The sequence below is a fragment of the Pseudonocardia tropica genome (assembly GCF_040105315.1).
Classification (GTDB): domain Bacteria; phylum Actinomycetota; class Actinomycetes; order Mycobacteriales; family Pseudonocardiaceae; genus Pseudonocardia; species Pseudonocardia alni.
This window is the reverse complement of the sequence record NZ_JBEDNP010000001.1, coordinates 478,341-503,956: the sequence shown is the minus strand read 5'-3', so window position 1 is coordinate 503,956 and position 25,616 is coordinate 478,341. Positions and strand designations below refer to the sequence as shown.

The 25,616-nt window shown below is 73.2% G+C and carries 29 protein-coding genes, 2 tRNA genes, 1 other RNA gene and 1 riboswitch; of the genes, 13 read left to right on the top strand and 19 right to left on the bottom strand.

Annotation, left to right across the window (positions count from 1 at the left end; all coding sequences use genetic code 11):
* Nucleotides 1-15: 15 nt before the first annotated feature.
* Complete coding sequence (locus tag WHI96_RS02500; protein ID WP_432422457.1) at nt 16-1,668, bottom strand: ABC transporter substrate-binding protein; 1,653 nt, start codon at nt 1,666-1,668, stop codon at nt 16-18.
* A gap of 114 nt (nt 1,669-1,782) precedes the next feature.
* Nucleotides 1,783-2,703, bottom strand: a complete 921-nt coding sequence (locus WHI96_RS02495) for a helix-turn-helix domain-containing protein (protein WP_345641087.1) — start codon at nt 2,701-2,703, stop codon at nt 1,783-1,785.
* 246 nt (nt 2,704-2,949) lie between these two features.
* On the opposite strand from WHI96_RS02495, the gene WHI96_RS02490 reads away from it, so the two are divergent.
* Entirely contained in the window at nt 2,950-3,153 is a 204-nt protein-coding gene (locus WHI96_RS02490) for a hypothetical protein (protein ID WP_139282813.1), read from the top strand.
* Nucleotides 3,154-3,306: 153 nt separating this feature from the next.
* Here WHI96_RS02490 and recR read toward each other — a convergent pair whose 3' ends face one another.
* Both recR and WHI96_RS02480 read right to left on the bottom strand, forming a co-directional pair.
* Entirely contained in the window at nt 3,307-3,924 is a 618-nt protein-coding gene (gene recR, locus WHI96_RS02485) for a recombination mediator RecR (RefSeq protein WP_345641082.1), read from the bottom strand.
* A gap of 1 nt (nt 3,925) precedes the next feature.
* Nucleotides 3,926-4,240, bottom strand: coding sequence for a YbaB/EbfC family nucleoid-associated protein (locus tag WHI96_RS02480; protein WP_060713646.1), 315 nt, complete (start codon nt 4,238-4,240; stop codon nt 3,926-3,928).
* Nucleotides 4,241-4,367: 127 nt separating this feature from the next.
* On the opposite strand from WHI96_RS02480, the gene WHI96_RS02475 reads away from it, so the two are divergent.
* Nucleotides 4,368-5,171, top strand: a complete 804-nt coding sequence (locus WHI96_RS02475) for an N-acetylmuramoyl-L-alanine amidase (protein WP_345641078.1) — start codon at nt 4,368-4,370, stop codon at nt 5,169-5,171.
* Between the two features lie 34 nt (nt 5,172-5,205).
* Here WHI96_RS02475 and WHI96_RS02470 read toward each other — a convergent pair whose 3' ends face one another.
* Together WHI96_RS02470 and ffs are read right to left on the bottom strand one after the other, a co-directional pair.
* A complete protein-coding gene (locus tag WHI96_RS02470) occupies nt 5,206-7,635 on the bottom strand; it encodes a DNA polymerase III subunit gamma and tau (protein ID WP_345641075.1) in 2,430 nt (809 codons plus the stop codon).
* 50 nt (nt 7,636-7,685) lie between these two features.
* Nucleotides 7,686-7,780, bottom strand: an RNA gene (ffs, locus tag WHI96_RS02465) — signal recognition particle sRNA small type.
* A gap of 80 nt (nt 7,781-7,860) precedes the next feature.
* Between ffs and WHI96_RS02460 the strand changes: the two genes are divergently transcribed.
* The 4 genes from WHI96_RS02460 (at nt 7,861) to WHI96_RS02445 (ending at nt 10,168) form a co-directional block, all read left to right on the top strand.
* Nucleotides 7,861-7,948, top strand: a tRNA-Ser gene (locus WHI96_RS02460).
* A 386-nt stretch (nt 7,949-8,334) separates the two neighbouring features.
* Complete coding sequence (locus WHI96_RS02455; protein WP_345641072.1) at nt 8,335-9,090, top strand: MerR family transcriptional regulator; 756 nt, start codon at nt 8,335-8,337, stop codon at nt 9,088-9,090.
* A complete protein-coding gene (locus WHI96_RS02450; RefSeq protein ID WP_345641069.1) occupies nt 9,084-9,425 on the top strand; it encodes a YnfA family protein in 342 nt (113 codons plus the stop codon). Before WHI96_RS02455 ends, WHI96_RS02450 begins: the two co-directional genes overlap by 7 nt.
* Nucleotides 9,426-9,499: 74 nt before the next feature.
* A complete protein-coding gene (locus WHI96_RS02445; RefSeq protein WP_345641067.1) occupies nt 9,500-10,168 on the top strand; it encodes a GNAT family N-acetyltransferase in 669 nt (222 codons plus the stop codon).
* Nucleotides 10,169-10,409: 241 nt separating this feature from the next.
* Here WHI96_RS02445 and WHI96_RS02440 read toward each other — a convergent pair whose 3' ends face one another.
* A complete protein-coding gene (locus WHI96_RS02440; RefSeq protein ID WP_345641065.1) occupies nt 10,410-10,934 on the bottom strand; it encodes a DinB family protein in 525 nt (174 codons plus the stop codon).
* Between the two features lie 81 nt (nt 10,935-11,015).
* Between WHI96_RS02440 and WHI96_RS02435 the strand changes: the two genes are divergently transcribed.
* Nucleotides 11,016-11,399 (top strand): hypothetical protein, encoded by a 384-nt coding sequence (locus WHI96_RS02435; protein WP_345641062.1) that lies wholly within the window; start codon nt 11,016-11,018, stop codon nt 11,397-11,399.
* Here WHI96_RS02435 and WHI96_RS02430 read toward each other — a convergent pair.
* Genes WHI96_RS02430 through WHI96_RS02420 form a run of 3 tightly spaced genes read right to left on the bottom strand, consistent with a single transcriptional unit; the run spans nt 11,347 to nt 12,706 of the window.
* Nucleotides 11,347-11,985 carry a LysE family translocator gene (locus WHI96_RS02430; protein ID WP_345641059.1) on the bottom strand — a complete coding sequence of 213 codons (639 nt, stop codon included), beginning with the start codon at nt 11,983-11,985 and terminating at the stop codon, nt 11,347-11,349. The genes WHI96_RS02435 and WHI96_RS02430 overlap by 53 nt on opposite strands.
* 47 nt (nt 11,986-12,032) lie before the next feature.
* The gene (locus WHI96_RS02425; protein ID WP_345641056.1) at nt 12,033-12,413 is read right to left on the bottom strand and encodes a VOC family protein; all 381 of its coding nucleotides are present in this window, start codon (nt 12,411-12,413) and stop codon (nt 12,033-12,035) included.
* 35 nt (nt 12,414-12,448) lie between these two features.
* The gene (locus WHI96_RS02420; protein ID WP_345641053.1) at nt 12,449-12,706 is read right to left on the bottom strand and encodes a hypothetical protein; all 258 of its coding nucleotides are present in this window, start codon (nt 12,704-12,706) and stop codon (nt 12,449-12,451) included.
* A gap of 72 nt (nt 12,707-12,778) precedes the next feature.
* A riboswitch (guanidine-III (ykkC-III) riboswitch) is annotated at nt 12,779-12,845 on the top strand.
* Between the two features lie 20 nt (nt 12,846-12,865).
* Between WHI96_RS02420 and WHI96_RS02415 the strand changes: the two genes are divergently transcribed.
* On the top strand, nt 12,866-13,180 hold the full coding sequence (locus WHI96_RS02415) for a DMT family transporter (protein ID WP_060713653.1): 315 nt from the start codon (nt 12,866-12,868) through the stop codon (nt 13,178-13,180).
* 62 nt (nt 13,181-13,242) lie between these two features.
* Here WHI96_RS02415 and WHI96_RS02410 read toward each other — a convergent pair whose 3' ends face one another.
* The 7 genes from WHI96_RS02410 to WHI96_RS02380 all read right to left on the bottom strand — a co-directional run bounded on the left by WHI96_RS02410 (nt 13,243) and on the right by WHI96_RS02380 (nt 18,802).
* Nucleotides 13,243-13,560 (bottom strand): hypothetical protein, encoded by a 318-nt coding sequence (locus tag WHI96_RS02410; protein ID WP_345641050.1) that lies wholly within the window; start codon nt 13,558-13,560, stop codon nt 13,243-13,245.
* A gap of 85 nt (nt 13,561-13,645) precedes the next feature.
* A complete protein-coding gene (locus WHI96_RS02405; protein WP_345641048.1) occupies nt 13,646-14,116 on the bottom strand; it encodes a (2Fe-2S)-binding protein in 471 nt (156 codons plus the stop codon).
* Nucleotides 14,117-14,126: 10 nt separating this feature from the next.
* The gene (locus tag WHI96_RS02400) at nt 14,127-16,478 is read right to left on the bottom strand and encodes a xanthine dehydrogenase family protein molybdopterin-binding subunit (RefSeq protein ID WP_345641046.1); all 2,352 of its coding nucleotides are present in this window, start codon (nt 16,476-16,478) and stop codon (nt 14,127-14,129) included.
* A 646-nt stretch (nt 16,479-17,124) separates the two neighbouring features.
* Nucleotides 17,125-17,496 carry a hypothetical protein gene (locus tag WHI96_RS02395; protein WP_345641043.1) on the bottom strand — a complete coding sequence of 124 codons (372 nt, stop codon included), beginning with the start codon at nt 17,494-17,496 and terminating at the stop codon, nt 17,125-17,127.
* Nucleotides 17,497-17,705: 209 nt separating this feature from the next.
* Nucleotides 17,706-17,790 (bottom strand) — tRNA-Ser (locus WHI96_RS02390).
* Nucleotides 17,791-17,811: 21 nt separating this feature from the next.
* On the bottom strand, nt 17,812-18,285 hold the full coding sequence (locus tag WHI96_RS02385) for a nucleoside deaminase (protein WP_345641041.1): 474 nt from the start codon (nt 18,283-18,285) through the stop codon (nt 17,812-17,814).
* Nucleotide 18,286: 1 nt separating this feature from the next.
* Nucleotides 18,287-18,802 (bottom strand): tRNA adenosine deaminase-associated protein, encoded by a 516-nt coding sequence (locus WHI96_RS02380; RefSeq protein ID WP_174525539.1) that lies wholly within the window; start codon nt 18,800-18,802, stop codon nt 18,287-18,289.
* 109 nt (nt 18,803-18,911) lie between these two features.
* On the opposite strand from WHI96_RS02380, the gene WHI96_RS02375 reads away from it, so the two are divergent.
* Complete coding sequence (locus WHI96_RS02375; protein WP_345641037.1) at nt 18,912-20,123, top strand: M20 metallopeptidase family protein; 1,212 nt, start codon at nt 18,912-18,914, stop codon at nt 20,121-20,123.
* Nucleotides 20,124-20,187: 64 nt separating this feature from the next.
* On the opposite strand, the gene WHI96_RS02370 is transcribed toward WHI96_RS02375, so the two are convergent.
* Entirely contained in the window at nt 20,188-20,337 is a 150-nt protein-coding gene (locus WHI96_RS02370; protein WP_345641034.1) for a hypothetical protein, read from the bottom strand.
* Nucleotides 20,338-20,661: 324 nt separating this feature from the next.
* Between WHI96_RS02370 and WHI96_RS02365 the strand changes: the two genes are divergently transcribed.
* The 4 genes from WHI96_RS02365 to WHI96_RS02350 all read left to right on the top strand — a co-directional run bounded on the left by WHI96_RS02365 (nt 20,662) and on the right by WHI96_RS02350 (nt 24,983).
* A complete protein-coding gene (locus WHI96_RS02365) occupies nt 20,662-22,065 on the top strand; it encodes an MFS transporter (RefSeq protein ID WP_425571518.1) in 1,404 nt (467 codons plus the stop codon).
* 42 nt (nt 22,066-22,107) lie between these two features.
* On the top strand, nt 22,108-23,406 hold the full coding sequence (locus WHI96_RS02360) for an amidase (protein ID WP_345641031.1): 1,299 nt from the start codon (nt 22,108-22,110) through the stop codon (nt 23,404-23,406).
* Entirely contained in the window at nt 23,403-23,966 is a 564-nt protein-coding gene (locus WHI96_RS02355; protein ID WP_345641028.1) for a hypothetical protein, read from the top strand. Before WHI96_RS02360 ends, WHI96_RS02355 begins: the two co-directional genes overlap by 4 nt.
* A 72-nt stretch (nt 23,967-24,038) precedes the next feature.
* Nucleotides 24,039-24,983, top strand: coding sequence for a prephenate dehydrogenase (locus tag WHI96_RS02350; protein ID WP_345641025.1), 945 nt, complete (start codon nt 24,039-24,041; stop codon nt 24,981-24,983).
* On the opposite strand, the gene WHI96_RS02345 is transcribed toward WHI96_RS02350, so the two are convergent.
* Entirely contained in the window at nt 24,980-25,561 is a 582-nt protein-coding gene (locus tag WHI96_RS02345) for a putative glycolipid-binding domain-containing protein (RefSeq protein WP_345641505.1), read from the bottom strand. The genes WHI96_RS02350 and WHI96_RS02345 overlap by 4 nt on opposite strands.
* Nucleotides 25,562-25,616: the final 55 nt, after the last annotated feature.

Sequence of the window (25,616 nt, the reverse complement as noted above, 5' to 3'; positions counted from 1 at the left end):
GCGCCCGGGGCACGGTCAGTTCTTGCTGACGGAGACGAAGCGCTCGTCGGTCAGCGGCGACGGGATCACGCCCTGCACGTTCGGTCCGACGACGATCGCCGGGCCGGTGGTCAGGATCGGCACGGCCGGCAGGTACTTGGCCATGATGTCCTTGTTCGCCTGCTGGTACGCGGCGGCGTGACCGGCCGGGTCCGGGATGGCGTCGGCCTTGGCCAGCTCGGCGAACATCGCCGGGTCCTGCGGCCCGAACTCGGCCTTCTCCCGGCCGAAGAACGTGCCGACGAAGTTGCCGGCGTCGTTGTAGTCACCGGTCCAGCCGAGCATGTGCAGGTCGTGCTTGCCGGCCTTCTGGACGTCGTCCTTGTAGCCGCCGTTCCACGGCCGCGCGACCGGGTTGACCGTGATGCCGACGGCCTTCAGGTTCGCCGACATCGCCGAGAACAGGTCCGCCGGGTTCGGCATGTAGGGCCGGGTGATCTCGGTCGGGTAGTAGAAGTTCAGCGTCAGGTTCTGCGCGCCGGCCTCGGCGAGCAGCTGCTTGGCCTTCTCCGGGTCGTACGGGTACTGGGTGACGTCGTCGGCGTAACCCGCGACGGTCGGCGGCACGAACTCCTTCGCGACCGCGGAGCCCTCCGGCATCTTGGTGCGGACCAGCGACTCGCGGTCGATCGCGTAGGCGAGCGCCTGGCGGACCCGCAGGTCCTTGAGCTTCGGGTTGTTCTTGGTGTTGATGCCCATGTAGAGCAGCGAGAACGGCTGGCGGATCAGCACCTGGTCGCCCTGGTCGGTCAGGGTCTGGTAGTCCGCCGGGGACGGGTAGTCGTAGCCGTCGATGGTGCCGGCGGCCAGCTCCTGCTTACGGGCGTTCTCATCCGGGATGATCTTGAAGATGAGCCGGTCGAGCGTGGCCTTCTCGCCCCAGTACTGGTCGTTGCGGACCAGGGTGATCGTGTTGTTCGCCTTGTCGAAGCTCTCGAACTTGAACGGCCCGGTGCCCGTCGGGTGCTCGTTCGCGTAGGCGGGGTAGGTGAAGGAGTCACCGCTCTGGGTGACGGCGTCGGCGTCGTACTGCTCGAGCGCCGCCGGGCTGGAGATCGAGAACGACGTGAGGCCGAAGGCGGCCGGGAACGCGCCCTTGAACTTGTTCAGCGCCAGGACCGCGGTGTTCGGGCTCTGCGCCGTGCAGGACTTGTAGAGCGGAGTGCCCGAGGCGTCGCCCTCGTTCTTGGCGAAGCCCTCGAAGACGTCGCCGTAGTAGATCATCTGGCTCTGCGCCGCGGCGCCGGCCATGTTGAACCAGCGGTCGAAGTTCGCGCAGACCGCGGTCGCGTCGAGCGGCGTGCCGTCGTGGAACGTGACGCCCTCGCGGAGGGTGAACGTCCAGGTCTTGCCGTCCGGGGTGGACGTCCACTCGGTGGCCAGGCCGGGCTCGAGCTCGGTGGTCCCGGGCTTGTAGGTGATCAGGGTGTCGAACATCTGCCGGGCCGGGCGGAAGCTCTCGCCGTCGTCGTTGAAGATCGGGTCGAAGTTCTTCGGCGCACCCGCGGCGCCGAACACGAACGTCCCCCCGGCGGCGTCGCCACCCGCTCCGCGCTCCGAGCTCGCGCAGGCGGTCATGCCCACTGCGAGCACGCCCGCCATGACCGCCGTCATCCACCGTCTGCGCATTCCGGTCCCCTCGTCGGCAGCGGCGTCCACCCGATGTGTGCGTGAGGACACCTGATGACGGGGAAACCTATAGCGGTCCGTTACCAACCGGTAGACCCTTGCGTCACGATAGTGCTACGAACTGGTACGCACGTCCCGTTCGTCCGGACCGTCGTCGACGGCCGACCGGTGCGCGTCCCGGTGGGCCGACACCGCGGCCCGCGAGGCGCCCTCGTCGAGTGCGGCCGACCGGACCTCGTCGAAGACCTCGCGGTAGGTGCGCAGGTCGGCGGATGACTCCAGGAACGACTCCCCCGCGTGCCCCTCGGTGTGGACGACGTCGGGGCCGAGCTCGTCGGGAACGGTCAGGATCGCGAAGCGGCCGGCGTGCGCCCGCTGCGGCCCGGCGCCGAACGGGAGCACGCGCAGCGTCACGTCGGGCAGGCCCGACAGCGTGAGCAGCCGGTCGAGCTGCTCGGCCATCACCGCAGGACCGCCGGTCGCGCGGGCGAGCACGGCCTCGTCGACGACGGCGTCGAGGACCAGCGGCGGCGTCGCGGTGAGCGCCTCGTGGCGACGTCCGCGCAGCCGCACGAGCTGGTCGATCTCCCGGTCCGGGCGCCCCGGGAGCCGGGCGCGCAGCGCGGCGTGTGCGTAGGCGGGCGTCTGGAGGAGCCCGTGCAGCACGGTCAGGTCGAACGCGGCGACGGCGGTCGCGTCGGACTCGGCGGCGGCGTAGCGCCCCGGCGACGGCAGGAAGTGCGGGTCGCTGCGCAGGCCCTCGGTGAACGGCTCCCACCAGCCGCGGGTACGGCTCTCGGTGACCAGCCGCTCGAGCATCTCCGCCTCGACCCCGGCGACCCCGCCGTAGACCTCGACCAGCGCGGCGACGTCGGCCGGGCGCGGCACACCCTTGCCGTTCTCCAGCCTGCTGATCTTCGACGTCGAGCAGCCCACGCCGCCCGCGGCGTCCTCCAGCTTCAGACCGGCGTTGACGCGCAGCCTGCGCAGCTCGGCACCCAGCCGTCGTCGCGCGCCGGTCGGCTCCTGCTCCACCTCGCGCCCCCTCCGTGACCCCGCCGTGCAATCTACAGTTCTGTGCAATTCCCTGTGTCTGCAATTGCACGTACGCGTGTCGTCGTGCATCCTGGAGTCACCCGGACGTGACGGCAGACACACCGACCGTGGCGACCGGGGACCACGGACCGACCGCGACACACGAAGGGAGATTGACATGATCCGCAGGACGCAGGTGCCGCACACAGGCACGCACCACAGCGCCCGTACCGGGCGGTGGTCGCCGTGATCGCGCTGGTGGCGGTGGCCCTGGCGGGGCTGGCCACACTGGTCGTCTCGGCGATCGTGATCGGGGTGACCGACCGGCGCCAGAGCGAGGCGTGGCGCCGGATCGCCGAGCAGCGGCGCCGGGAGTGGGAGCGCAGGCAGCGCCAGCTCCACGGCCGGCCGCACCACGTGGACGCGTGGGGCGACGAGGACACCGACTGAGGCCTGCCGAAGGGGCGTCGGTACCGACTGACACCGCTCTCGGACCCACCGGAGAGGAAGGACGGCGCAGCGGCGGGGGGTTGCTGCGCCGGGTGGCCGGTCACGGCCGGGGCGAGGTGCCCTGGACGGACCGGCCCGTTCTGCGTCCGGGGCCTAGAGGGCCCGTCGGCCGGCGAGCGCGCGGCCCAGCGTCATCTCGTCGGCGAACTCCAGGTCGCCGCCCATCGGCAGGCCGGACGCGAGCCGCGTGACGCTCAGACCCGGGAAGTCGCGCAGCAGCCGGACCAGGTAGGTCGCGGTCGCCTCGCCCTCGGTGTTGGGGTCGGTCGCGATGATGACCTCGGAGATCTCGGTCTCGTCGGCCGCCGGACCGGTGCCGCCCAGGCGGGCGAGCAGCTCGCGGATCCGCAGCGTGTCCGGGCCGATCCCGGCCAGCGGGTCGAGCGCGCCACCGAGCACGTGGTAGCGCCCCTTGAACTCGCGGGTCCGCTCGACGGCCAGGACGTCCTTGGGCTCCTCGACCACGCACACCAGCGTCGGGTCGCGACGCGCGTCGGAGCAGTAGCGGCAGCGGGTGTCCGACGCGACGTTGCCGCACACGTCGCAGAACGCGACGCCCTGCTTGACCGTCTGCAGGACCTCCTGGAGCCGGTTGATGTCGGCCGGGTCCGCGGCGAGCAGGTGGAACGCGATGCGCTGGGCGCTCTTCGGACCGACCCCGGGCAGGCGTCCCAACTCGTCGATCAGGTCCTGGACCGGTCCTTCGAACACCTCAGGCGCCCGGGAGGCCCAGGCCGCCCATGTCGAGGCCGCCGGCGAGCGGACCCATCTTCTCCTGCTGCAGCTCCTGCGCACGGCGGACCGCGTCGGCGAGCGCGCCGGCGACGAGGTCCTGCAGGGTCTCGACGTCCTCCGGGTCCACGACCTTCGGGTCGATCCGCACCGAGCGCGGCTCCAGGCCCGCGGTGACGGTGACCTCGACCAGCCCGTTCCCGGCCTGGCCGGTGACCTCGGCGGTCGCGAGCTCGGCCTGGGCCTGCTGGAGCTGCTGCTGCATCTTCTGGGCCTGCTGCAGGATCATCTGCATGTCGGGCTGACCGGGTTGCACGCGTACCCCTCGCTGTCGGGTCCGGCTCGCGCGATCGGGGTCTTCCCCGGCGCGACCGGCGCGGACGTGTCGTTCTGCCAGGGTAGACGTGTCAGGCTGACCGACCGTGCGCGCCCTGATCCGTTCCGCCACAGCCGTCCTCCCGGCCGTCGTCGCGCTGCTGTGCGCCGGCTGCGGCGCAGCGGCACCGGCCCCGCCCTCGGTCGACGCGATCCCGGTACCGGCCGCGACGACCCGTTCGCTGCCCGCCACCCCGGCGCCGGTCCCCGCCCCCGTCGTGCTGCTCGACCCCGGGCACAACGGCGGCAACGCCGCGGACCCGGCCGCGGTGAACCGGCCGGTCCCCGACGGGCGCGGCGGGACCAAACCGTGCAACACGACCGGCACGTCCACGAACGCCGGCTACGCCGAGCACACCTTCACCTGGGACCTGGCCGGGCGGGTGCGGTCCCGGCTGGAGGCCGCCGGTGTGCGGGTGGTGCTCACCCGTCCCGACGACGACGGCGTCGGCCCCTGCGTCGACGCCCGGGGGGCGGCGGGCGGCCGGTCCGGTGCGGCGCTGGCCGTGTCGCTGCACGCGGACGGCGCGGCGGCCTCGGCCCGCGGGTTCCACGTCGCCTACGCCGAGCCCGCGGTGCACGGGACCGGACCGGCGTCGCTGCGCCTGGCCACCGAGCTGCGGGACGCGCTGCGCTCGGCCGGGTTCGCCCCGGCCGGCTACATCGGCCGCGACGGGCTCGACGGCCGCGAGGACCTGGCCGGCCTCAACACCTCGACCGTGCCGACCGCGCTGGTGGAGGCGGGCAACATGCGCAACGCCGGCGACGCCGCCGTGCTCACCGACCCCGCCGGGCGGGACCGGATCGCGGCGGCGGTGGCCGCGGCGGTGCTGGCACAGCTGCGCCGCTGACCACCCGCGCCCCGGCCACCCCGTCCGGGCCGGGTCAGCGCGGGTCGATCGCGCGTGCCCCCAGGTGCGAGGTGAGGATCTCCAGCGCCGCGGCCTCGGGGTCGCGACGCGCACCCGGCGACGCCGCCTCGGCCGCGGCCTCGGCGAGCATGTCCTCCTCCTCGGCGGCCTGGTTCCGTACCGGGGCGGGTCGTGCGCCCGGACCGTCGCCCCCCTGCGGTCCGGCATCACGAGGGTCCGGCGGTGCGTCCTCCGGCGGCGGCTCCGGCGGCAGCGGGACCTCGGAGTCCCCCGCGGGACGGCGGGCGGGCCGCCCGCCCTGCTCGCGCTGCGGGGCGTCGCGCTGGGAGGGACGCTGCGGCACCGCCCGCTGCGCGCGTTCCGGTGCGGCGGCGCGACGCGCGGTCGCGGCCTCACCGGTGTCGCAGTGGACCCGCCACCGGACCCCGAGGACGGCGCGCAGCGCATCGGCGATCACGTCGGTGTTGCGCGCCTCGGACAGCCGCCGGGCCAGCGGCGGGGCGCCGATCGCGAGGACCAGGGTGTCGCCGTCGACCGCCCGGACGGTGGCGTTGACCAGGAGCGCCTCGGTGCTGCGGCTGCGCCGGCGGACGGCGGCCAGGATCTCCGGCCAGACCCGGCGGACCGCCGTCGCGTCCAGCGACGACGCCGACGACACCGGCTGCGCCGACTCCGGCGGTACGGCGTCGGCGGGGGCGCCGTCGCGGGGCGGGGCCGGTCGGCGGGGCGGGGCCTCCTGCGCGGCGGGCTCCTCGGCCCCGCCCGCTCCCGGCCCGTCCGCCCGGCGACCGTCCGCTTGCCGACCGTCCGCAGGCGGGCCGTCCGCAGGCGGGCCGTCCACCGGGGCCACGCCGGCGGGTGCGGCGGAGCGCGCATCGGGGCCCGCGGTCGCCGGAGAGCGTTCCGCGGAACGCTCCGCGCCGGACTCCGCCCCGGCGGAGGACGCCGCCTCCGTCGTCGCGCTCCCCTGTCCGCGTGGTCCGGTCGCCTCCTCGGCATGGGGTGCCGTGGCGCCCGTCGGACGGCTCCCGGCCTCCGCGGACGCGGGGCCCCGGCCGGGGGCCGCACCGCCCCGGTCCGGGGCGGCGCCGCCCTGCTCCGGACCGGGGGCCGCGGCCGGGGCGGCTGCGGTGGCCCGGCTGTCGTCCTCACGTTCCGCGGAACGCGCCGCGCCCGCTTCCGCCCGGGCCACCGCGGGCTCCGGGGCGGCCGGCCGCTCGCTGGGCCGCACGAACCGCTTGGCGGCACCACCGTCGTCGGACGGGCCGGCGGGGTCGGGCGCGATCGCGTTGCGCCGCTCGATGCGCTCCAGGCGTTCGAGCAGTCCGCCGTCGGACGCCGTGGCCGCCGGGAGCAGCATCCGCGCGACCAGAAGCTCCAGCAGCAGCCGCGGGGCGGTCGCCCCGCGCATCTCGATCAGGCCCTGGTGCAGGATCTCGCCGTAGCGGGTGAGGGTGGCCGGGCCGAGCCGGGCGGCCTGGTCCGCCATCCGGGACAGCTCGTCCGCGGCGCCGTCGACCAGGCCCTGCTCCGCGGCGTCCGGCACGGCCTGCACGAGCATCAGGTCGCGGAAGCGCTGCAGCAGGTCCGAGGCGAAACGGCGGGGGTCGTGCCCGGCCTCGACGAGCCGGTCCACCGCGCCGTAGACGGCCGCGCCGTCGGCCGCGGCGAGCGCGTCGACGGTGTCGTCGATCAGGCCGGAGTCGGTCACCCCGAGCAGCGCGACGGCGCGCTCGTAGGTCACGCCCTGCGGACCGGCGCCGGCGAGAAGCTGGTCCAGCACCGACAGCGTGTCGCGGGCCGAGCCGCCCCCGGCCCGGATCACGAGCGGGAACACCGGCGGCGCGACGGTCACCTGCTCCTCGCCGCAGATCTTCTCCAGCAGCGCGCGCATCGTGCCGGGCGGGATCAGCCGGAACGGGTAGTGGTGGGTCCGCGACCGGATCGTCGGGAGCACCTTCTCCGGCTCCGTCGTCGCGAACACGAAGACCAGGTGCTCCGGGGGCTCCTCGACGATCTTGAGCAGCGCGTTGAAGCCCTGGGTGGTGACCATGTGCGCCTCGTCGACGACGAACACGCGGTAGCGCGACTCGGCCGGCGCATAGAACGCGCGGTCACGCAGCTCGCGCGCGTCCTCGACACCACCGTGGGACGCCGCGTCGAGCTCGACGACGTCGATGCTGCCCGATCCCTCGGGGGCGAGCGCGATGCACGAGTTGCAGACGCCGCACGGGTCCGGGGTCGGGCCCTGCTCGCAGTTCAGCGAGCGCGCCAGGATGCGGGCCGAGGACGTCTTGCCGCAGCCCCGCGGCCCCGAGAACAGGTACGCGTGGTTGATCCGCCCCGCGGTGAGGGCGGTGGCCAGGGGCTCGGTGACGTGCTCCTGTCCCACGACGTCGGCCAGCTTGGCCGGGCGGTACTTGCGGTACAGAGCCAGAGCCACGGGGGAAGGCTACCCAGGGGGTCCGACACTTCGGGGACCCGCTCGCAGACAGAAGGGGACCCCGCGCACCCGCCAGAGCCTGTTGACCCTTGCTGCCTTCCGGCCCTGGGGGAGTTCACAGGATGGACGCCGCACGGGGTCCACGGACAGTGTGCCACGGACGGCGACGCCGGGCGGCGAGGGGGCCGCGTCGGATCGCCGAGGGCGTCGCGTAACCTCGTTCGCGGAGGATTCGCCTAGTGGCCTAGGGCGCACGCTTGGAAAGCGTGTTGGGAGCAATCCCTCACGGGTTCAAATCCCGTATCCTCCGCCAGCAGGAAAGCGGAACGCCGGGTGGTTCTCACGCGGAGCCCCCGGCGTTCGGCGTCCAGTCTCATCTCCGGTCTCACTCGGCATCCGGCCGGCCCCAGAGCAGACCGCCCACACGCTGGGCGACGTCGCTGCGCACGACCCCGGTGATGTGCTGGTAGCGGGCCGCCACCGCGGTCGTCGACCAGACGATCGGGCCATGACGGCGCGCTCCGGGACGCCGGGGACGAGGAGCACCGTCGCGGCCGTGTGGCGGGCTTCGTGCAGGCGCCCGTGCCGGACCCACCACGGGAGGTCGCACGCCAGGCGATACGGGCACCGTGGCGCTCGACACTGCGGCGGCGTCGACACTTGACCTTCGAGTCGCCTTGAAGGTTTACCGTCGCCGCCGTGGCCCGCTACCGCATCTCCCAGCTCGCTGAACGAGTCGGCGTCCCTGCCACAACCCTGCGCTACTACGAGACCCAGGGCCTCATGGCCACCCAGCGCACCGCCGGCGGCTACCGCACCTATGACGATCACGACGTCGAGCGGGTCCGGTTCATCGTCACCGCCAAGAAGCTGAGGCTCCCGCTGACCCGGATCCGGGACCTGCTCGGAGTGTGGCAAGGCGGCATGTGTCGGGACGTCCGCGTCCGCCTCCTCCCGCTGGTAGCCAACCAGATCGACGATCTCGACAAGCGGATTGACGACCTCCGGCTGCTCGGTCAACACCTGACCGATGCCCGGAAGGGACTGCGCGCCCTGCCCTCACGCGACGCACCGTGTGACCCGGAGTGCGCCTTCCTGACAGGTCCTACCTCCACATCGACCGGTACGCCCCCGGCCGCCGAGCCCAGTGCCCCGATCGCCTGTTCTCTCTCGGGCGCCGATCACACGGCCCGGCTGAAGACCTGGCATGCCGCCTTGTCCGGCACGGTGTCCTACCAGCTCAGCGACGGAACCATCCGGACCGAACTGCCTACTGCCCGGCTCGCCGATGTCGGCGCCCTCATCGCGGACGAGGTGACGTGCTGTCCGTTCTTCCGATTCAGCCTCACGATCACTCACGATGGGGCCCAGCTCGACGCCACGGCCCCCGCCGAGGCCCGGCCACTCCTCGGCGATCTGTTCCCGTCCCACCGAACAGAAGGTCACCAGTGCTGACCCTGAGATCCGTAGTCCTGTTCGTCCTGGCCGCCGTGTTCGAGATCGGCGGCTCGTGGCTGGTATGGCACGGCATTCGCCAGAACCGCGGTTGGATGTGGACCGGAGCCGGCGTCCTTGCGCTGGGCCTCTACGGGTTCGTCGTCGCGTTTCAACCCGACGCCGACTTCGGGCGCATCCTCGCTGCCTGTGGAGGCGTGTTCATCGCCGGATCACTCGCCTGGGGGATGATCGCCGACGGCTTCCGGCCTGACCGATACGACGTCATCGGCGCCCTCGTCTGTCTCGTCGGTGTCGCAGTGATCATGTACGCCCCACGACCCGTCGTGGTCTGACAAGAGGGAACCGCCGGCGGCCGGGGCTCCGCCCGAACCCGACGCCGCTCGGATATCAGGAGTACAGGGGGCCGATGATCCTCTCACGGCGCGCCGAGACGGCAGCCAGACCGGCAGGGGTGGACCCGCGCTGCGCGGAGATCACCAGCGAGTCGATCATGCGAGAGAGGAACTCGGCTGTCGGTGGGTCCGACGTGCGCCGTACGGAACGGCTCGTTCTGGTCCCGATCACAACCGACGACCTCGGTGATCTCGTCGATCTTCATAGCGATGACGGCATCTCCGCCTGGTACGGCGGAACGTGGACGCTGCACGATGCGGGCAGGTTCGCCGCCGCGATGGAAGATCGCTGGCAGACGGATCGAATGGGGAAGTGGCTCGCGTACGACCAGCACTCCGGGCGACTCATCGGGCGAGGTGGACCGACGCGCACGGACGTCGTGGCCGAGGAAGCGGTCGAGATCGGGTGGGCGATCCGTCGATCCTGCTGGCGGCTCGGGTACGCCTCGGAGATCGGGCGGACGAGCATCGACTTCGTCCGGCACCTCGATCCGGGGCTGCCCATCGTCGCCTTCACCGAACGGCACAACGAGCGCTCACGGGCTGTCATGACACGGCTCGGCATGATCTACAGCGCCGAGATCAGGCGTTCGGGGCTGATCGCTGGTCGGGAGGGCATCCACGATATGGCTCCATTCGCGCTGTACCGGCTGCCGGGCACCACGAGCGCTCACGTGTGCTGAATACGTGCCGACGTCGCCGTCCCCGTCACCAACCCGCGTCACTCCAGGTCACGGGGCATCGCGGTTCGCGGGTGTGGCTCCCCTTCAAGGATCACGCCGCCCTGCTCTCACTCTCGGTCGCAGTGTCAGTCGCCTCCTTCACCGGTCCTCACGGGTTCACATCCGTATCCTCCGCCAGCAGGAAACGGAACGCCCGGCACACCCTCGCGGGTGGCCCGGCGTTCGTCGTTCCCGGGCCTGCTCAGCGCCCGGCCGCGCGCACCAGCCGCAGCTGCCCGACCTCCGCGACGTTCTTCGCCAGCTCGGTGTTCACCCAGGCCAGCGTGTGACCGACCGTCGTCTCCGGATCCCCCTGCCACGGGAACGTGGCCTCCGCGGCGAGGTCGTCGTCGGACAGTCCGTCCAGGACGTCCGTCCACTCGTCGCGCAGCGCGCGCATCCGGGCGACGGTCGACGTGGCGTCGCCCGGCCACACCACGTCGGTGCGGTCCCGCGGCGTACGGCCGCGGAGGTGGTCCAGCGTCACCGACCACCACCAGTCGACGTGCCAGGTGACCCACGCGATCGTCGGGACGGGGATCGGGTCGGGCTCGGAGTCCGCCCAGTCGGGCCGCCACGTCCCGTCGCCGGACCGGTGCACCGTCCAGCAGACGCGCGCCGGCCGCCACAGGGTCTCGTCGTCGTCGAGCCGGTCGAGGTGATACTCGAACAGGGCCCACGTCAGGTCGAACTGCCACCTCAGGAGCGCGACACGGGATGCCGACATCGCCCGAGCCTCGCATCGCACGGTCCCGGCCGGAAGTACGACACCCCGCCGGCGGAACCGGCATCCTGGCCGCCGCGACCGGTGATCGCGCTCGGCGGAGCGGTCGCGACGGGCGTCGCGCTCGCGTTCGTCAGCGGCGGACTCCTCCTCGGCCTCGCCGCCGCCCGCCACGGCCTGCACCACCGGATGGCGACGCCGAACCGGGCCGGGTGGGCGGCCGTCCCGGCCCGGGCCGTCGTCGTCGCGGTGCCGCTGCTCGGCATCCAGGTCGACACGATCGAACACGGCGGGTTCGACCGGGTGTCCTCGACCGCCGGTCTCGTCGTGGCCGTCGGGTACGCGAGCGCGCTGGTCGTGCTGACGGCGTCCCGGGTCGGTCGTGGGTGTCGTCCGTGCTCGCCCCGCTCGGCGGCTACTGCGACGACCCCGTCGCCGCCACCCCGACGCCGAGCCCGATCATCGTGAGCCCACCGGCACCGCCGACGGCCGCGATGCGCCTCGGCGACGACGCGAACCAGGCCCGGGCCGACCCGGCGGCGAGGGCCCACACGCTGTCGAGCACCAGACCGATGGCGACGAAGAACGCCCCCAGCAGCAGGATCTGCGCGACGACCGGGCCGCGGGCGTCGACGAACTGGGGCAGGAACGCGACGAAGAAGACGACGGACTTCGGGTTCAGCACGCCGACCACCAGACCGTCGACGACGCTGCGGGCCGGCCCCACACGCCGGTCCTCACCAACGGAGCGCTGCATCGCACGGACGACGTCGTGCCGGTGCCGGAACGCCACGATCCCCAGGTACACCAGGTAGGCGGCACCCACCAGCTTCAGGACGGTGAACGCCGCCGCGGACCGGGCGACGAGGTGCCCGAGGCCCACCGCCACCGCGACCACCTGCCCGAAGACGCCGACGGCGTTGCCGACGACCGACGCCAGCGCGGCGGACCGGCCGGCCGCGAGCGCGCGGCCGACGGTGAACACGACGCTGGGTCCGGGGATGACGATGACGACCGCCGCGGCGGCGGCGAACGCGAGGAGTCGATGGTCCACGGGGGAAGCGTCCGCCGACCGGCCTCCGGTGTCGAGGCCGGTCCCGATCAGCGTCGTGACGCCGCGGGCCGGTCCCCACGGTCGACGACGCAGAACCGGTTGCCCTCGGGGTCCTGCATGATCACGTAGTCGGCGTCGGCCGGTCGGGTCCGCCACGGGACCTCCTGCGCGCCGAGGGCGACCAGGCGCCGGACCTCGGCCTGCTGGTCGTCTGCGTAGAGGTCCAGGTGGATGCGCGGCGGCAGGACCCGCTCGGACGGCGCCACGTCGAGCGAGACGTCGGGGCCGGAGCGGCCGTCGCGCGGGCGGAGGAGCACGAAGTCGTCGTCCGCGGGGGTGCGCGCCTCGTAGCCGAGCGCCTCGGTCCAGAACCGGACCTGTCGCGCGAGGTCGGTGACGCGCAGGACGATCGAGCCGACGACCAGCATGCGACGACGGTAGCGGGATCGATGCGGCTCGAGGCTCAGCGCAGCCGGGAGATCAGCCGGAACACCAGCCACAGCAGCGCCGCTCCCCCGCAGACCAGGCCGACGCCGACCAGCACCGAACCCAGGATCGGCCAGGTCAGGTCCGGACCTGGCGGGTCGGGGGCGCCGGGCGGGAGACGGTACAGGTACGGCTGGTCGTCCGGATCGGGCAGCACCCGGTCCAGCCAGAACGGCAGCAACACCATCCCGCCGGTCGACAGACACAACCCCGCGACGACGGCGAGCAGGCGCACCCGGACAGGGTAGGCGGCGGTCCGACCGGTCACCATCACTCGACCCGGGCCAGCCCGTCGGCCATCCTGGTACCGGACCGCCCACCCGGCGGCTCCCCGGACGAGACGCGCCGTACCCGGAACGCCAAGACGACGCATCCCCTCCGGGAGGAGCTCGTCATGGCATGGATCTACCTCGTGGTCTCCGGTGTGCTGGAGACGGTGTGGGCCGCGGCGCTGTCGCAGAGCCGCGGGTTCAGCAGGCTCGGTCCGTCGCTGCTGTTCGCGGGCGCGCTGGCGCTGAGCATGGGCGGGCTGGCCCTGGCGTTGCGCGACCTACCGGTCGGCACCGCGTACGCCGTGTGGGTCGGCATCGGCGCGGTCGGCACCGCGCTCTACGGCATGGCCGCCCTCGGTGAGCCGGCGACGACGGCGCGGCTGCTGTGCCTGCTCGCGATCGTCGCCGGTGTGGTGGGGCTGAAGGTCCTGCACTGACCCGGTACGACGACGGGGCCGGCCCCCCGTCAGAGGTGCCGGCCCCGCCGCCTGGGAGCCCCTTACTCGAAGGGACCGTCGGTCACCAGGCCACCGACCGGACCCTCGACGAAGCGGGGGTCGGCCTGCGGGATCTCGGTGTCGGTTCCGTTGACGCCGTCCGGCCGGTTGGTCGGCGAGAAGGTGTCCGCGGCGTCGAGGAAGCTGTAGCCGAAGGTGTCGGAGAGCTCCAGCACCGAGCCCACACCCTGGGTCGGGCTCTGGGTGCTGGGGTAGCCGTGCCCGTCCTCGGTGTCGGCGGCGGCGATCCCGGCCAGCGGGAACGCCACCGCGCCGAGCGCGCCGACGGCGATCAGGGAGCGTCGCATCCGGTTCTTCATCGAATCCGTCCTTCGGTAGCGGGGAGCAGGCCGGTCACTCTGACGGCCTAGTTCGGTGCGGCATACGGATCTCGCCGCACCGACGTCACATGTTGTCGGCGCCGGCCTTGATCGCCTCGCGGATGCGGTTGTAGGTGCCGCACCGGCAGATGTTGCGGATCTCGTCCAGGGCCTCGTCGTCGACGGAGCGCCCCTCGGCCGAGCAGCGCTTGACCAGGTCCACCGCGGCCATGATCTGGCCGGGCTGGCAGTAGCCGCACTGGGCGACGTCGTTGTCGATCCAGGCCTGCTGCATCGGGTGCAGCTCCCCGCCCTCGGCCAGGCCCTCGATCGTGGTGATCTCGTCGGACTCGGAGATCGCCCCGACCGGGACCGAGCACGGGTTGAAGGCCTTGCCGTTGATGTGGCTGGTGCAGGCCTTGCAGACGTTGATGCCGCAGCCGTACTTCGGGCCGGTCACGCCCAGCAGGTCTCGCAGGACCCAGAGCACCCGGACGTCGTCCTCGACGTCGACGGTGACCTTCTCGCCGTTGACCGTGAAGGTGTGGGAAGGCATGTCGGGCTCCTCAGCGGACGAGGTCGAGGCCGTTGGTCGGCGACGGCGGGACGGGCGGGACGGTCGGGTACGGCTCGAACGGCAGCGGCTCGTTGTGCAGGATCGGGAACTGCGTCGGGACCGTGCCGGTGGCGCGGGCGTAGGCGCAGGCGATCGCGCCGCAGGTCGCGGCCACACCGAACTCGCCGGCGCCGCCGGGCTCCGGGGCCTCGGAGTCCTCGATGAGCACGATGTTCATCTCGGGCGGGGTGTTCCACTGCCGGGTGTAGAAGTAGTTGTCCCAGCTCGCCTCGACGAAGTGCCCGTCGACCAGGTGCAGACCGGCGGTCAGCGTCATCGCGATGCCGTCGTTGATCCCGCCCATCATCTGGGCCTCGAGACCCCGCGGGTTGATGATCAGCCCGACGTCGACGACGTAGGTCACCTTGGTGACGCGGGGCCCGGTGCGGGCCGAACGGATCTTCCGGTCCACCGTCTCCGGGCGGCAGTCGAGCTCGACGACCGCGCAGGCGACGCCCTTGTACTCGACGTGCATCGCGATGCCCTGGGCGGTGCCCTTCGGCATCGACTTGCCCCAGTCCGCCTCCTTCGCCGCGCGGTCGACGACAGCCTTCCAGCGCTGGAGCTTGGTGAACTCCGACCGGAACTCGTACGGGTCCTTGCCCATCTTCGCGGCGACCTGGTCGACCATCAGCTCGCGCGCGGTCGCCGTGTCGGGCGAGTAGATGTTGCGCATCGAGCAGGTGTTGAACCGCATGTCGACCTCGTTGAGCAGCGAGGTCGCGACGCCGACGTTGTACGGGTTGGTCTGCGTGGTGACGTAGATGCTCTGCGAGACCGTGTAGTTGCCGCCCGGGGCCTTGTTCGCCGCGGCGGTGATCGCCTCGGACAGACCGGGGTTGATCTCGGTGGCGACGCTGGTGTGCCGCAGCTCGAAGCTGGTCACGGACTCACCGGAGACCTGCGCGCGGACCCGGGTGGTGGCCATCGGGTGCGTGCGGCCCTGGCGGGAGTCGTCGGCGCGGGTCCAGATCAGCTTGACCGGCTTGCCGAACGCCTTCGAGCACTCGGCGGCCTCCTCGAGACCGTCGAAGAACAGCCGGCGCCCGAAGGAACCGCCGCCCTGGACGACGTGCACGGTGACCGCGTTCTGCGGGATGCCGAGCTTCTTGGCGATCTCGGCCTGCGCGGCGATCGGGGACTTCGACGGCCCCCAGATCTCGGCGGAGCCGTCGCGCACGTCGGCGATCGCGCAGTTGGTCTCCAGCGCGGAGTTGCTGCGGAAGTAGAAGGTGAAGTCGCCCTCGACGGTCTCGCCGGGCACCTGCGGCACGGCCAGCGGGAGCTCCCCGCGGCGCAGCGCGGCCAGCACGGACTCGTCGTTCTCGCCCTCGACGGTGCCGCCGTCCCAGTCGACGTCCAGCGCGTTCACCGCGTCCACGGCCTGGCCGAAGGTCTTCGCCCGCACCGCGACGCCGGAGGGGACCTGCTCGACGTCGGTCACGCCGGGCATGTTCCGGACCTCGTCGATGTTGTCGACGCCCAGCGGGGCCGAGTTCAGGTTCGGGCCGCGGCAGATGACGGTCGGCAGCGCGTCGGGGATCTGCAGGTCCGCGAGGAACTTCTTCTTGCCGGTGACCATGTCGCGCGCGTCGGACTTGGTCCGCGGCGTGCCGATGACCGTGAACTCCTCGCGGTCCTTCAGCACGACGTCGACGGCCTCGTTCACCGAGCTGGACGCCAGCTCGGTCAGCTCGCCGAAGGGCAGCTGCTCGCCGTTGTTGCCGGTGATGAGCCCCTGCCGGCTGCGCAGCACGTTCACGTCCTGGCGCAGCTCGTTCGCGGCCGCGTCGAGCAGCCGCTTCTGCGCGAGCGCCGCCGCGACCCGGATCGGGGTGTAGGTGGAGAACGTGGTCGTCGAGCCGCCGGTGAGCTGGTTGAACACCAGCTCCGGGCGGGCGTCGGCCAGGGTGACGATCACCTGGTCCGGGTCGAGGTTCATCTCCTCGGCGATGATCATCTGCGTCGAGGTGATGATGCCCTGGCCGTTGTCCGAGCGCGGCAGCGCGAACGAGACGGTGCCGTCGCGGTTGACCTCGATGCGGATGAGGTTGGCGGTCGGGCGCGCGGAGTCGCGGATGACGTCGAGCAGGTCGTAGAGCTCGGCGGGCAGGGGCGGCGACGGGACTGCGGCCGCGTTGGCCTGCGGGACTCCCGGGAAGTAGGTCTGGCGCCCGATCTCGGCCGCGACGACCAGCGTGGGGGCGGCGACCAGATAGCCGAGGAACCGCCGGCGGCTGACGTTCTTGCGGCCGTCGCCGGACGCCGGGCGCTCGGGGGCGGTGGCGCTGTGAGCGGGCATCGTTGTCCTCTCCGAATGTGCTGCGGTGCACGACCCGATGCGACGTCCGGTGCGGGGAGCGGGGGACGACTGCGGGGCATTCGGGCGATCAACGACGTGCCTGATTCGACGGATACGCGTCGGTACGCGCGCTACGTGTCATGAGAAATCCGCTGCCGGACCGTCGGAGGTGCGGTGATCGGCAGGTCAACGGGGTGGCGCTCAGGGTCCCCTTACCCGCAGATGCGGATGACTCGCCGTCGCGAAGTCCGCAGGATGGGGTTGCTCTGATGAGAAGGACACCACTCGTACGGGTGATCCGGTCGAGCCCGGCCGAAGCGGGGGCGGGTGCGCCACCGAAGGGAGTGCCCTCGCGTGTGTCGGCGCCGGCCTTGACCGACTCGCGGATGCGGTCGGGGTGCCGCGTGGTGCGGGCCGTGCAGACGTCGATCCCGCAGCCGCACTGCGGGCCGGTCACGCCCGGCAGTACCCACGGACCCGGACGTCGTCCTCGACGTCGACGGTGACCTCCTCGCCGTCGACCGTGACGGTGTGGGACGACATGTCGGGTATCCGCAGGTACGGAGCCGGTGTGTCCCACGGGTCCGGATCATGAGGTTGAAAGCCGGATACTCCGCTCACCTGTCGAGGAGCATCACTTCCGACTTCAGTGGGTTCGGCGACCGGCGCGCAGCAGCGTCACGAAGGTCCAGGGCAGTACGACCAGCGCACCCAGGACCCCGACGATCCCGGCGACGAGGATCGCCCGGTGCCCGGCGCCCGGGTTCGGGGTCGCCGCGAGGCCCGCGACCAGCACCAGCGCCGGAACGGCGACGATGCCCGGCCACACCAGCGTGCCGAGCCACTTCTCCCCGACCGTCCAGGAGCGCCCGGTCCACAGCATCACGACGCCGGCGAGCCAGCCGACGACGGGCAGCACGAAGCCGCCGAGCATCAGCATCAGGACGGTGAGGACCGGATAGGCGTCCGGGTCGCCGGGGCGGGCGGGGCCGTGCGGGGTGGTGGTCATCGTGGTCATCTCCAGCTCCTCGTGTCGGGGTGTGCACCCACTGTCGCGCCGGAAGGGGGTCGACCACATCGGAGCCGGGAATGATCCACGGCGTCGGACCACGGTCGGAGAGGGGGCGCGTCCGGTCCGCCCGCGGGGACCGTCCGGCCGTCGGGGGTCGGCCGCCGGGAACGTCAGAGGGCCGGACCCCCGACCCGGGGATCCGGCCCTCTGACCAGCGGTAGCGGTGGGATTTGAACCCACGGAGGCGTGAACCTCACGCGCTTTCGAGGCGCGCTCCTTCGGCCGCTCGGACACGCTACCGCCGACGAGGTTACTCCAGGCTCAGTCGCGGTCGGCGCACGGGGTCCGGCCGAAGAACTCGCGCAGCAGGGCGGCCGCCTCACCTGCGCGGACCCCGCCGACGACCTCAGGACGGTGCGCGAGCCGCCGGTCGCGCAGCACGTCCCACAGCGAACCCGCGGCGCCGGTCTTGGGCTCCCAGGCCCCGAACACGACGCGCTCGACCCGGGCCAGCCCGATCGCGCCGGCGCACATGGTGCACGGTTCGACGGTCACGGCGAGGGTCGTCCCGGTCAGCCGCCACTCCCCCACGACCGCGGCGGCGGCGCGCAGGGCGAGCACCTCGGCGTGCGCGGTCGGGTCGCCGGTGGCCTCGCGGGCGTTGCAGGCCGCGGCGAGCTCGGTGCCGTCGGCGGCGAACACGACCGCGCCGATCGGGACGTCCCCGGTCGCCGCGGCGCCGCGCGCGACGTCGAGGGCACGGCCCAGCGCGAGCCGGTCGGCCGGGCGGAACAACTCAGGAGCCGACGAGCTCGTCCAGCGCGGCGGCGAACCCGCAGCGGCGGGCGATGGTGTCCAGCTGCTCGTCGGGGTAGAGCTCGAGGTCGGAGACGAGGATCTCCAGCTCGTCGGCGGGCAGGCCGAGGTCGGCCAGGATGCCCAGGTCGCCCTCCGGCCAGGCGTCGTCGAGGGCGTCGTCGTCCGGGGGGAGCTCGACGCGGAGCAGGTCGAGCACGTCCGCGGCGATGTCGTAGTCCAGCGCGGCGACGGCGTCGGAGATCAGCAGTCGCACCCCGCCCGCGGACGGGCGGAGGAGGACGAAGAACTCGTCGTCGACGTCGAGGAGGCCGAGCACCGCACCGGTGGAGCGCTGCGCGCGCAACGCGGTGATCGCCGCGTCGAGGTCCACGAGCGCCTCGGAGTCCAGCCGGACACAGCGCCAACGGCCCTCCTCCCGGATCGCGGCGACCGCGAATCCGGGCAGGGCGGCGCCACGGGTGTCCGGGGCTGCCTCGACGCTCTGTGTGGCCACGTGTCAACGGTACGTCGCTCCGGGCGTGTGAGTCACGCCACGACCAGGTACGCGTGGTCACACCGGGCCCGCGGGCGCCGGACGGGCTCCGGTCGGCGACGATCGGTCCATGCCCATCACGCCCGCCTCGGTCGCGGGGCTCCCCGGCGGCCTGCTCGATGCCGCCCGCGTCCTGCAGCCGCGGACGGTCGCGCTGCGCCGGGAGCTGCACCGGGCACCGGAGCTCGGACTGCACCTGCCCCGCACCCGGGACGCGGTCCTCCGGGCCCTCGACGGGCTGCCGCTGCGGATCCGCACGGGCGGGTCCTGCACCTCGGTGACCGCCGTCCTCGACGGCGACCGTCCCGGGCCGGGGGTGCTCCTGCGGGGCGACATGGACGCGCTGCCGCTGCCCGAGGACACCGGGCTGGACTTCGCCTCGGGCACCGACGGCGTCATGCACGCCTGCGGGCACGACACCCACACCGCCATGCTCGCCTCGGCCGCGCGGCTGCTCGCGGACCGGCGGGACCGGATCGCCGGCCGGGTGGTGTTCATGTTCCAGCCGGGCGAGGAGGGGTTCCACGGCGCCCGGCACATGATCGACGAGGGCGTGCTCGACGAGGGCCCCGAGCTGGCCTACGCCCTGCACATCACCTCGACGGTGCCGACGGGACAGCTCCACCACCGGCCGGGCCCGATCATGGCGGCCGCGGACGTGCTGCGGGTCCGGGTGACCGGCCGCGGCGGGCACGCCTCGGCCCCGCAGGACGCCTGCGACCCGGTCCCCGCCGCCGCGGCGATGGTCGGCGGCCTGCAGACCCTGCTGACCCGCCGGGTCGGGCCGCAGGAGTCCGCGGTGCTCACGGTGTCCCGGATCGAGGCGGGCACCACCGACAACGTCATCCCGGAGACCGCGGAGCTGACCGGGACGCTGCGGACGTTGTCGCAGCCGGTGCGCACGCTGCTGCACCGGGCGGTCGCCGAGCACTGCCGGCACACCGCGCTGGCCTACGGCTGCACGGCCGAGGCGGAGATCGTGCCGGGCTACCCCGTCACCCGCAACGACGACCGCGCGACCGCCGGGCTGGTGCGCGTCGCGGAGCGGGTGCTCGGCCGCAGTGCGTGCGTCGCCATGCCGGACCCGCTGATGGGCTCGGAGGACTTCTCCTACGTGCTGGACCGGGTGCCGGGCTCGCTGGCCTTCCTGGGGGCGCGGCCGCCGTCGGTCGACCCCGCCCTCGCCCCGCCGAACCACTCGAACCGGGTGGTGTTCGACGAGGCCGCGTTCCCGGCCGGGATCGCCGTGTACGCGGGTCTGGCGCTGGCCGCGACCGGTTGAGCCGCGGCCGGTGGGTGACGGCGCCGCACCCCTGTCGGGATGCGGCGCCGGGAAGCGCGGACGCTCAGACGGTCTCCTCGACCGGCACGGCCGGGGCCACGCGGCCGTGGCCCTTCCAGTTGCGCTGGGCGTAGGCGGCCAGCGCGGAGGTGACCGCCAGGCCCACCCCCGTGCTCGCGATGATCGACAGGAAAACGGCGCTCGACACAGCCATGACGGCTCCTCCTCACACGGGCACGCGCCGGGTCCGGTGACCGGGTCCGGATGACCCGGGCGGAGTCGCGACGCTTGCGAGTCCCACGGGCGCTACCTGCGCCCACCGACCACGGTCCCACGCCGGAAAAGCGCTGTCCCGCCTGCAGAAGTACCGAAACGGATGACTCCGCTCACAGATACCGCTGTGCCCCATCCGGCAATGGGTGCGACGCCTCGTTAACGTCGGGGAGAACTGTTCAACGAAACGGACAGAACGCCACGGATCGACAGTTTCTCGACGAAAGCTTCACCCGTGGCGTGCACTGTCGCCAGGGGGAACGACGTGGACGACACAGCAGAAGGGACGGTCGACGGCGTCACCGTCACCGAGCCCGCGACCATGCGCCGCGCTGTTGCGGCGGCCGCGGTCGGCAACATCACCGAATGGTTCGACTTCGGTGTCTACGGTTATCTGGCCACCACCATCGAGGCCGAATTCTTCCCGCCCGGGCCGCTGTCCCAGGTGGCCGTGTTCGCGACGTTCGCGATCGCCTTCTTCTTCCGCCCACTGGGCGGCCTGTTCTTCGGCCCGCTGGGCGACCGCATCGGCCGGACCAAGGTCCTGTCGATCACGGTCATCCTGATGGCGCTGGGCACGTTCCTGATCGGGCTCATCCCGTCCTACGCGTCGATCGGGCTGGCCGCGCCGATCCTGCTCGTCGCCGCCCGCGTCCTGCAGGGCTTCTCCACCGGCGGTGAGTACGCCGGCGCCATGACCTTCATCGCCGAGTACTCCCCCGACCGTCGTCGCGGGTACTTCGGCAGCTTCCTGGAGCTCGGCACGTTCGTCGGCTACGCGCTCGGCGCCACCATCGCCTCGGTGCTGCCGCTGGTGCTCAGCCCGGATGCCATGTCGAGCTGGGGCTGGCGGATCCCGTTCTTCGTCGCGCTGCCGCTGGGCATCGTCGGGGTGTACCTGCGGGTCAAGCTGGAGGAGACCCCGGCCTTCCAGACCCTGCTCTCGGAGTCCGAGGAGCGCGCGGGCACCCAGGTGAAGGACGGCCTCAAGCTGATCTTCACCAGGTACCTGCCGACCTTCGTCATGGTCGGTGGCGTCGTCGTCGCCTGGAACGTCACGAACTACATGCTCACCAGCTACATGCCGACCTACCTGGAGACCACGGTCGACCAGCACGGCGGCACCGCGATCGACTCCAGCACGTCGTCGTGGCTGCAGATCGTCGTGCTGTGGCTCGCGGTGTTCGCCATCCCGCTGCTCGGACGGCTCTCCGACCGGATCGGGCGCAAGCCGATCATGTGGACCGGCGCGGCAGGCCTGATCGTGCTCGGCATCCCGATGATCCTGCTGATGCAGAACGGCTCGGTCCCGTCGGTGTTCCTCGGGCTGCTGCTCATGGGTGTGCTGCTGATCTGCTTCTCCTCGACCGGCCCCTCGACGCTGCCCGCGCTGTTCCCGACCCAGATCCGCTACGGCGGGCTGTCGATCGCGTTCAACATCTTCGTGTCCGCGTTCGCCGGGACCGTGTCGCTGGTGATGTCCGCGCTCGTGCTCGCCACCGGGGACCTGCTGTGGCCGGGCTACTACCTGATCGCCGCCGGCGTGATCGGCGTCGTCACGCTGCTGTTCCTGCCCGAGACTGCGCGGCGTCCGCTGCGCGACGGGCAGCCGTCGGCGTCGTCGCCGGAGGAGGCCCGCGAGATCGCCCGGGAGATGGCCGCGCGCTGATCACCGGTTGTCGGACCCGGGGAGCGACGGCACGCTGTGCGCGTGCTGCCGCTCCCCGATCTGTTGCGGGCCCTCGACTCCGGGGAGCTCTCGCCGTCCGAACACGTCGACGACGTGCTGTCCCGGCTGGAGTCCGACACGACGAACTGCGTGGTCACCCTCGACGCCGACCGGGCCCGGCAGCGCGCCGCCGCGCTGACCGCGCTGTCCACCTCGGGACGGCGGCTGGGCCCGCTGCACGGCGTCGCGGTGGGGATCAAGGACCTGGTCGACGTCACCGGGCTGCCGACCCGGTGCGGCTCGCGGCTGCTGGCCGACGCCGCCCCCGCGACCGCCGACGCGCCGGTGGTGACGATGCTGCGGGCCGCGGGGGCCGTGGTCGTCGCGAAGCTCCACACCCACGAGTTCGCCTACGGCCCCACCGGCGACGTCGCCGCCACCGGCCCGGCCCGCAACCCGCACGACCCGACCCGGATCACCGGCGGCTCGTCGTCCGGGTCCGCCGCGGCCGTCGCCGCCGGGCACCTCGCGCTGACCGTCGGCACCGACACCGGGGCGAGCGTGCGGACCCCGGCCGCGCTGTGCGGCGTCGCCGGGCTGAAGCCGCGGCGCGGGGCCGTCCCGGGCGAGCGGGTGTTCCCGCTGGCCGAGTCGTTCGACACGGTCGGGCTGCTGGCCGCCGACGCGGCGTCGCTCGCGGTCGCCCGCACCGCGCTCGGGGAATCCGGCGCGTCGGCCGCGGCGGTGCTGCCCCGGATCGGCGTCGCCGAGGGCGACTGGTGGCGCCCGCACGACCCGGTGATCGCCGACGCCGTCCGGGCCGTGGCCGACGCGCTCGCCGCGCTCGGCGCGCCCGTCGCCGCCCAGGACACCCCCGGCGTCGCCGAGCTGGCCGCCACCTACCCGGTGATCACCGGTGCGGAGGCCTACGCGACCCACCGGCACTGGTTCACCGAGCGCCGCGACGAGTACCAGCCCGCGACGGCCGCCCGGCTCGCCCCGCACGCCGAGGCCCCGGCACACCTCTACGTCGACGCCCGGCGCGAGCGCCGCCGGGTCGGGCGCGCGCTGCTCGACCGCCTCGGCGCCTCGTGCGACGTGCTGCTGTGCCCCACCACCCGGCTGCGGGCCACGCCGATCGGCGCGACCGAGCACGGCGGGGTGCCGGTGCTGCCGTCGATGCTGCAGCTGACCTCACCGTTCAACCTGCTCGACCGGCCCGTCGTCGCGCTGCCGGTCCCGGTGCCGGGGCTGCCCGCGGGGGTGCAGCTGGTGGGGATCACCGTCGGTGAGGACGTGCTGCTGGGGCTGGCCCGGGCGCTGGAGACGGCGCTGCGGTGATCCTCCCGGTGGCGGTGGCGCGCGGGGTCACCGCGGGCGAGGTCGACCGCGTGTACCGCCGCTGGGCGCGGTCGCGGGTGGCCGTGGGCTCGACGCTGCGCACCGCCGCCGGGGTGGTCGAGGTCGTCTCCGTCGACGAGGTGGACCCGGACCGCATCACCGACGACGACGCCCGCGCCGCGGGCGAGCCCTCCGCCGACCGGGTGCGCCGCGCGTTCCGCGGAACGCGATCCGACCCGGTGTTCCGCATCGGGCTGCGCTTCGCCGGGGCCGACCCACGGGAGTCGCTGCGGGACGCGACCGGGAACCTCGACGACGTCGTCGCGGCCCTGGACCGGATGGACCGCCGGTCGCGCCGGGGGCCCTGGACCCGGCCGACGCTGCGGCTGGTCGCCGAGCTGCCCGGGGTCCGGGCCGCCGAGCTCGCCGAGCGGGCCGGGCGCGACACCGCCGCGTTCAAGCGCGACGTCCGCGCGCTCAAGGAGCTGGGCCTGACCGAGAGCCTGGAGGTCGGCTACCGGCTCTCCCCGCGAGGGGCCGCGTTGCTCGCCCGTCCATGATCACCGGGTCGGGCGGTGCGACGAGCGGAGTCCGCGCGGGGCCGGTAACCGCGGTCTCTACCCTCGTGACGCATGCGAGCGGTGTGCGTGCTGGGGACCGGACTGATCGGCGGGTCGCTGATGCGGGCCGCGGCCCGCGCCGGGCGCGAGGTGTGGGGCACCGCCGCGTCCGGGCCGACCGCGGCCGCCGCCGTCGCCGACGGGTTCGACGTCACCACCGACACCGACGCCGCGCTGGCCCGGGCCGCCGAGGCCGACGCACTCGTCGTCGTGTGCGTCCCGCTGACCGCGCTGGAGGCGGTGCTGCGCCGCGTCGACGCGGTCGCCCCCACCTGCCGGCTCACCGACGCGGTCAGTGTGAAGGTGCCGGTCGCCGACACCGTCGCCCGGTTCGCGCCGCGCGCCCGCTTCGTCGGCGGGCACCCGATGGCCGGCACCGCCGAGTCCGGCTGGCCCGCCGGGTCCGCCGACCTGTTCACCGACGCCGCCTGGGTGGTCGCCGCCGACGACGGGCTCGACGTCGACGTGTGGCGCGACGTCGCCGAGCTGGCCTGGGCCTGCGGCTCCCGGGTGGTGCCCGCCGCGGTCGACGAGCACGACGTCGCGGTCGCCCGGATCTCGCACCTGCCGCACCTGTTCGCCGCCGTGCTCGCCTCCGTCGGCGCCGGTGAGCAGGGCGACGACCTGGCCCTCGCCCTGTCCGCGAGCTCGTTCGCCGACGGCACCCGGGTCGCCGGGACCCGCCCCGAGCTGGTGCTGGCGATGTGCGAGGGCAACCGGGGCGCGCTGCTCGCCGCCGTCGACGACGCGCTGGGCCGGCTCGGCGCGATGCGCGGGGCGCTGGCCTCCACCGGTGGGTTGGCCGCGACCGTGCGCTCCGGGCACGAGGCGCGGATGCGGTGGGCCTCCACCCGCGAGCCGCTGGAGGTGCCGGTCGACCTCGGCGCGCCGGACGTGTTCGCCGAGCTGCGCGAGCTCGGGCGCCGCGGCGACGTCGTCGAGCCGCTGAAGCGCTAGAGGGTCGCCCGGGACGCGATGCCCGGGTAGTCGAGCACGAACCCGTCGTCGTCGACGGTCATGTCGGCGACGAACGACCCGGCGGCGAACCGGACGACGCCGGGTGCGCCGGGCGCCCCGGCCGTCACCGTGCGGTAGGTCTGCTCGGTGTTCTCGACGGTCAGCGTCGGCAGGTCGACGAACACCATCGGCAACACGTGCTCGGCCGGCTCGCGGTGCAGCGCGAGGCGCCGCAGCGGCAGCGCGTTGAACACCGGGCTGAAGGCGAGGTCGACGTCGCGGGCGCCGCCGAAGTGGCCGCGGCTACCGCCGAAGCCGTCGTCGACCAGCCAGACGCCGTCGGTGCTGCGCGAGAGCGTGAGCTGCTGCTCCCCCTCGGCGGTGGCGACGTCGACGGCGAGCCGCGACAGCGTCCCGTCACCGGCGACGACGAGCCGGTAGGAGGCGGTGAGCACCCCGCCCTCCCCGCCGCGGATGATCCGGCCGACGGCGCGGAAGCCGCCGCCGTTGGTCGTGATGCGCGCCGACTCCGTACCCGCGGCGCCGTCGGTCTCGGGGTCGGACCGCCAGGTCAGCATGACCGCCACGCACGTCACCTCCGGGTCGTCGCTGTCGCGCACACCGAACCACACC

Bases quoted from the DNA above. Each gene is read 5' to 3' on its own strand.
- WHI96_RS02500 (WP_432422457.1), bottom strand. From the start codon at position 1,668: ATGCGCAGACGGTGGATGACGGCGGTCATGGCGGGCGTGCTCGCAGTG.
- WHI96_RS02480 (WP_060713646.1), bottom strand. From the start codon at position 4,240: ATGCAGATGATCCTGCAGCAGGCCCAGAAGATGCAGCAGCAGCTCCAG.
- WHI96_RS02445 (WP_345641067.1), top strand. From the start codon at position 9,500: ATGATCCTCTCACGGCGCGCCGAGACGGCAGCCAGACCGGCAGGGGTG.
- WHI96_RS02440 (WP_345641065.1), bottom strand. From the start codon at position 10,934: ATGTCGGCATCCCGTGTCGCGCTCCTGAGGTGGCAGTTCGACCTGACG.
- WHI96_RS02425 (WP_345641056.1), bottom strand. From the start codon at position 12,413: ATGCTGGTCGTCGGCTCGATCGTCCTGCGCGTCACCGACCTCGCGCGA.
- WHI96_RS02415 (WP_060713653.1), top strand. From the start codon at position 12,866: ATGGCATGGATCTACCTCGTGGTCTCCGGTGTGCTGGAGACGGTGTGG.
- WHI96_RS02410 (WP_345641050.1), bottom strand. From the start codon at position 13,560: ATGAAGAACCGGATGCGACGCTCCCTGATCGCCGTCGGCGCGCTCGGC.
- WHI96_RS02405 (WP_345641048.1), bottom strand. From the start codon at position 14,116: ATGCCTTCCCACACCTTCACGGTCAACGGCGAGAAGGTCACCGTCGAC.
- WHI96_RS02400 (WP_345641046.1), bottom strand. From the start codon at position 16,478: ATGCCCGCTCACAGCGCCACCGCCCCCGAGCGCCCGGCGTCCGGCGAC.
- WHI96_RS02395 (WP_345641043.1), bottom strand. From the start codon at position 17,496: ATGACCACGATGACCACCACCCCGCACGGCCCCGCCCGCCCCGGCGAC.
- WHI96_RS02375 (WP_345641037.1), top strand. From the start codon at position 18,912: ATGCCCATCACGCCCGCCTCGGTCGCGGGGCTCCCCGGCGGCCTGCTC.
- WHI96_RS02370 (WP_345641034.1), bottom strand. From the start codon at position 20,337: ATGGCTGTGTCGAGCGCCGTTTTCCTGTCGATCATCGCGAGCACGGGG.
- WHI96_RS02350 (WP_345641025.1), top strand. From the start codon at position 24,039: ATGCGAGCGGTGTGCGTGCTGGGGACCGGACTGATCGGCGGGTCGCTG.
- WHI96_RS02345 (WP_345641505.1), bottom strand. From the start codon at position 25,561: ATGCTGACCTGGCGGTCCGACCCCGAGACCGACGGCGCCGCGGGTACG.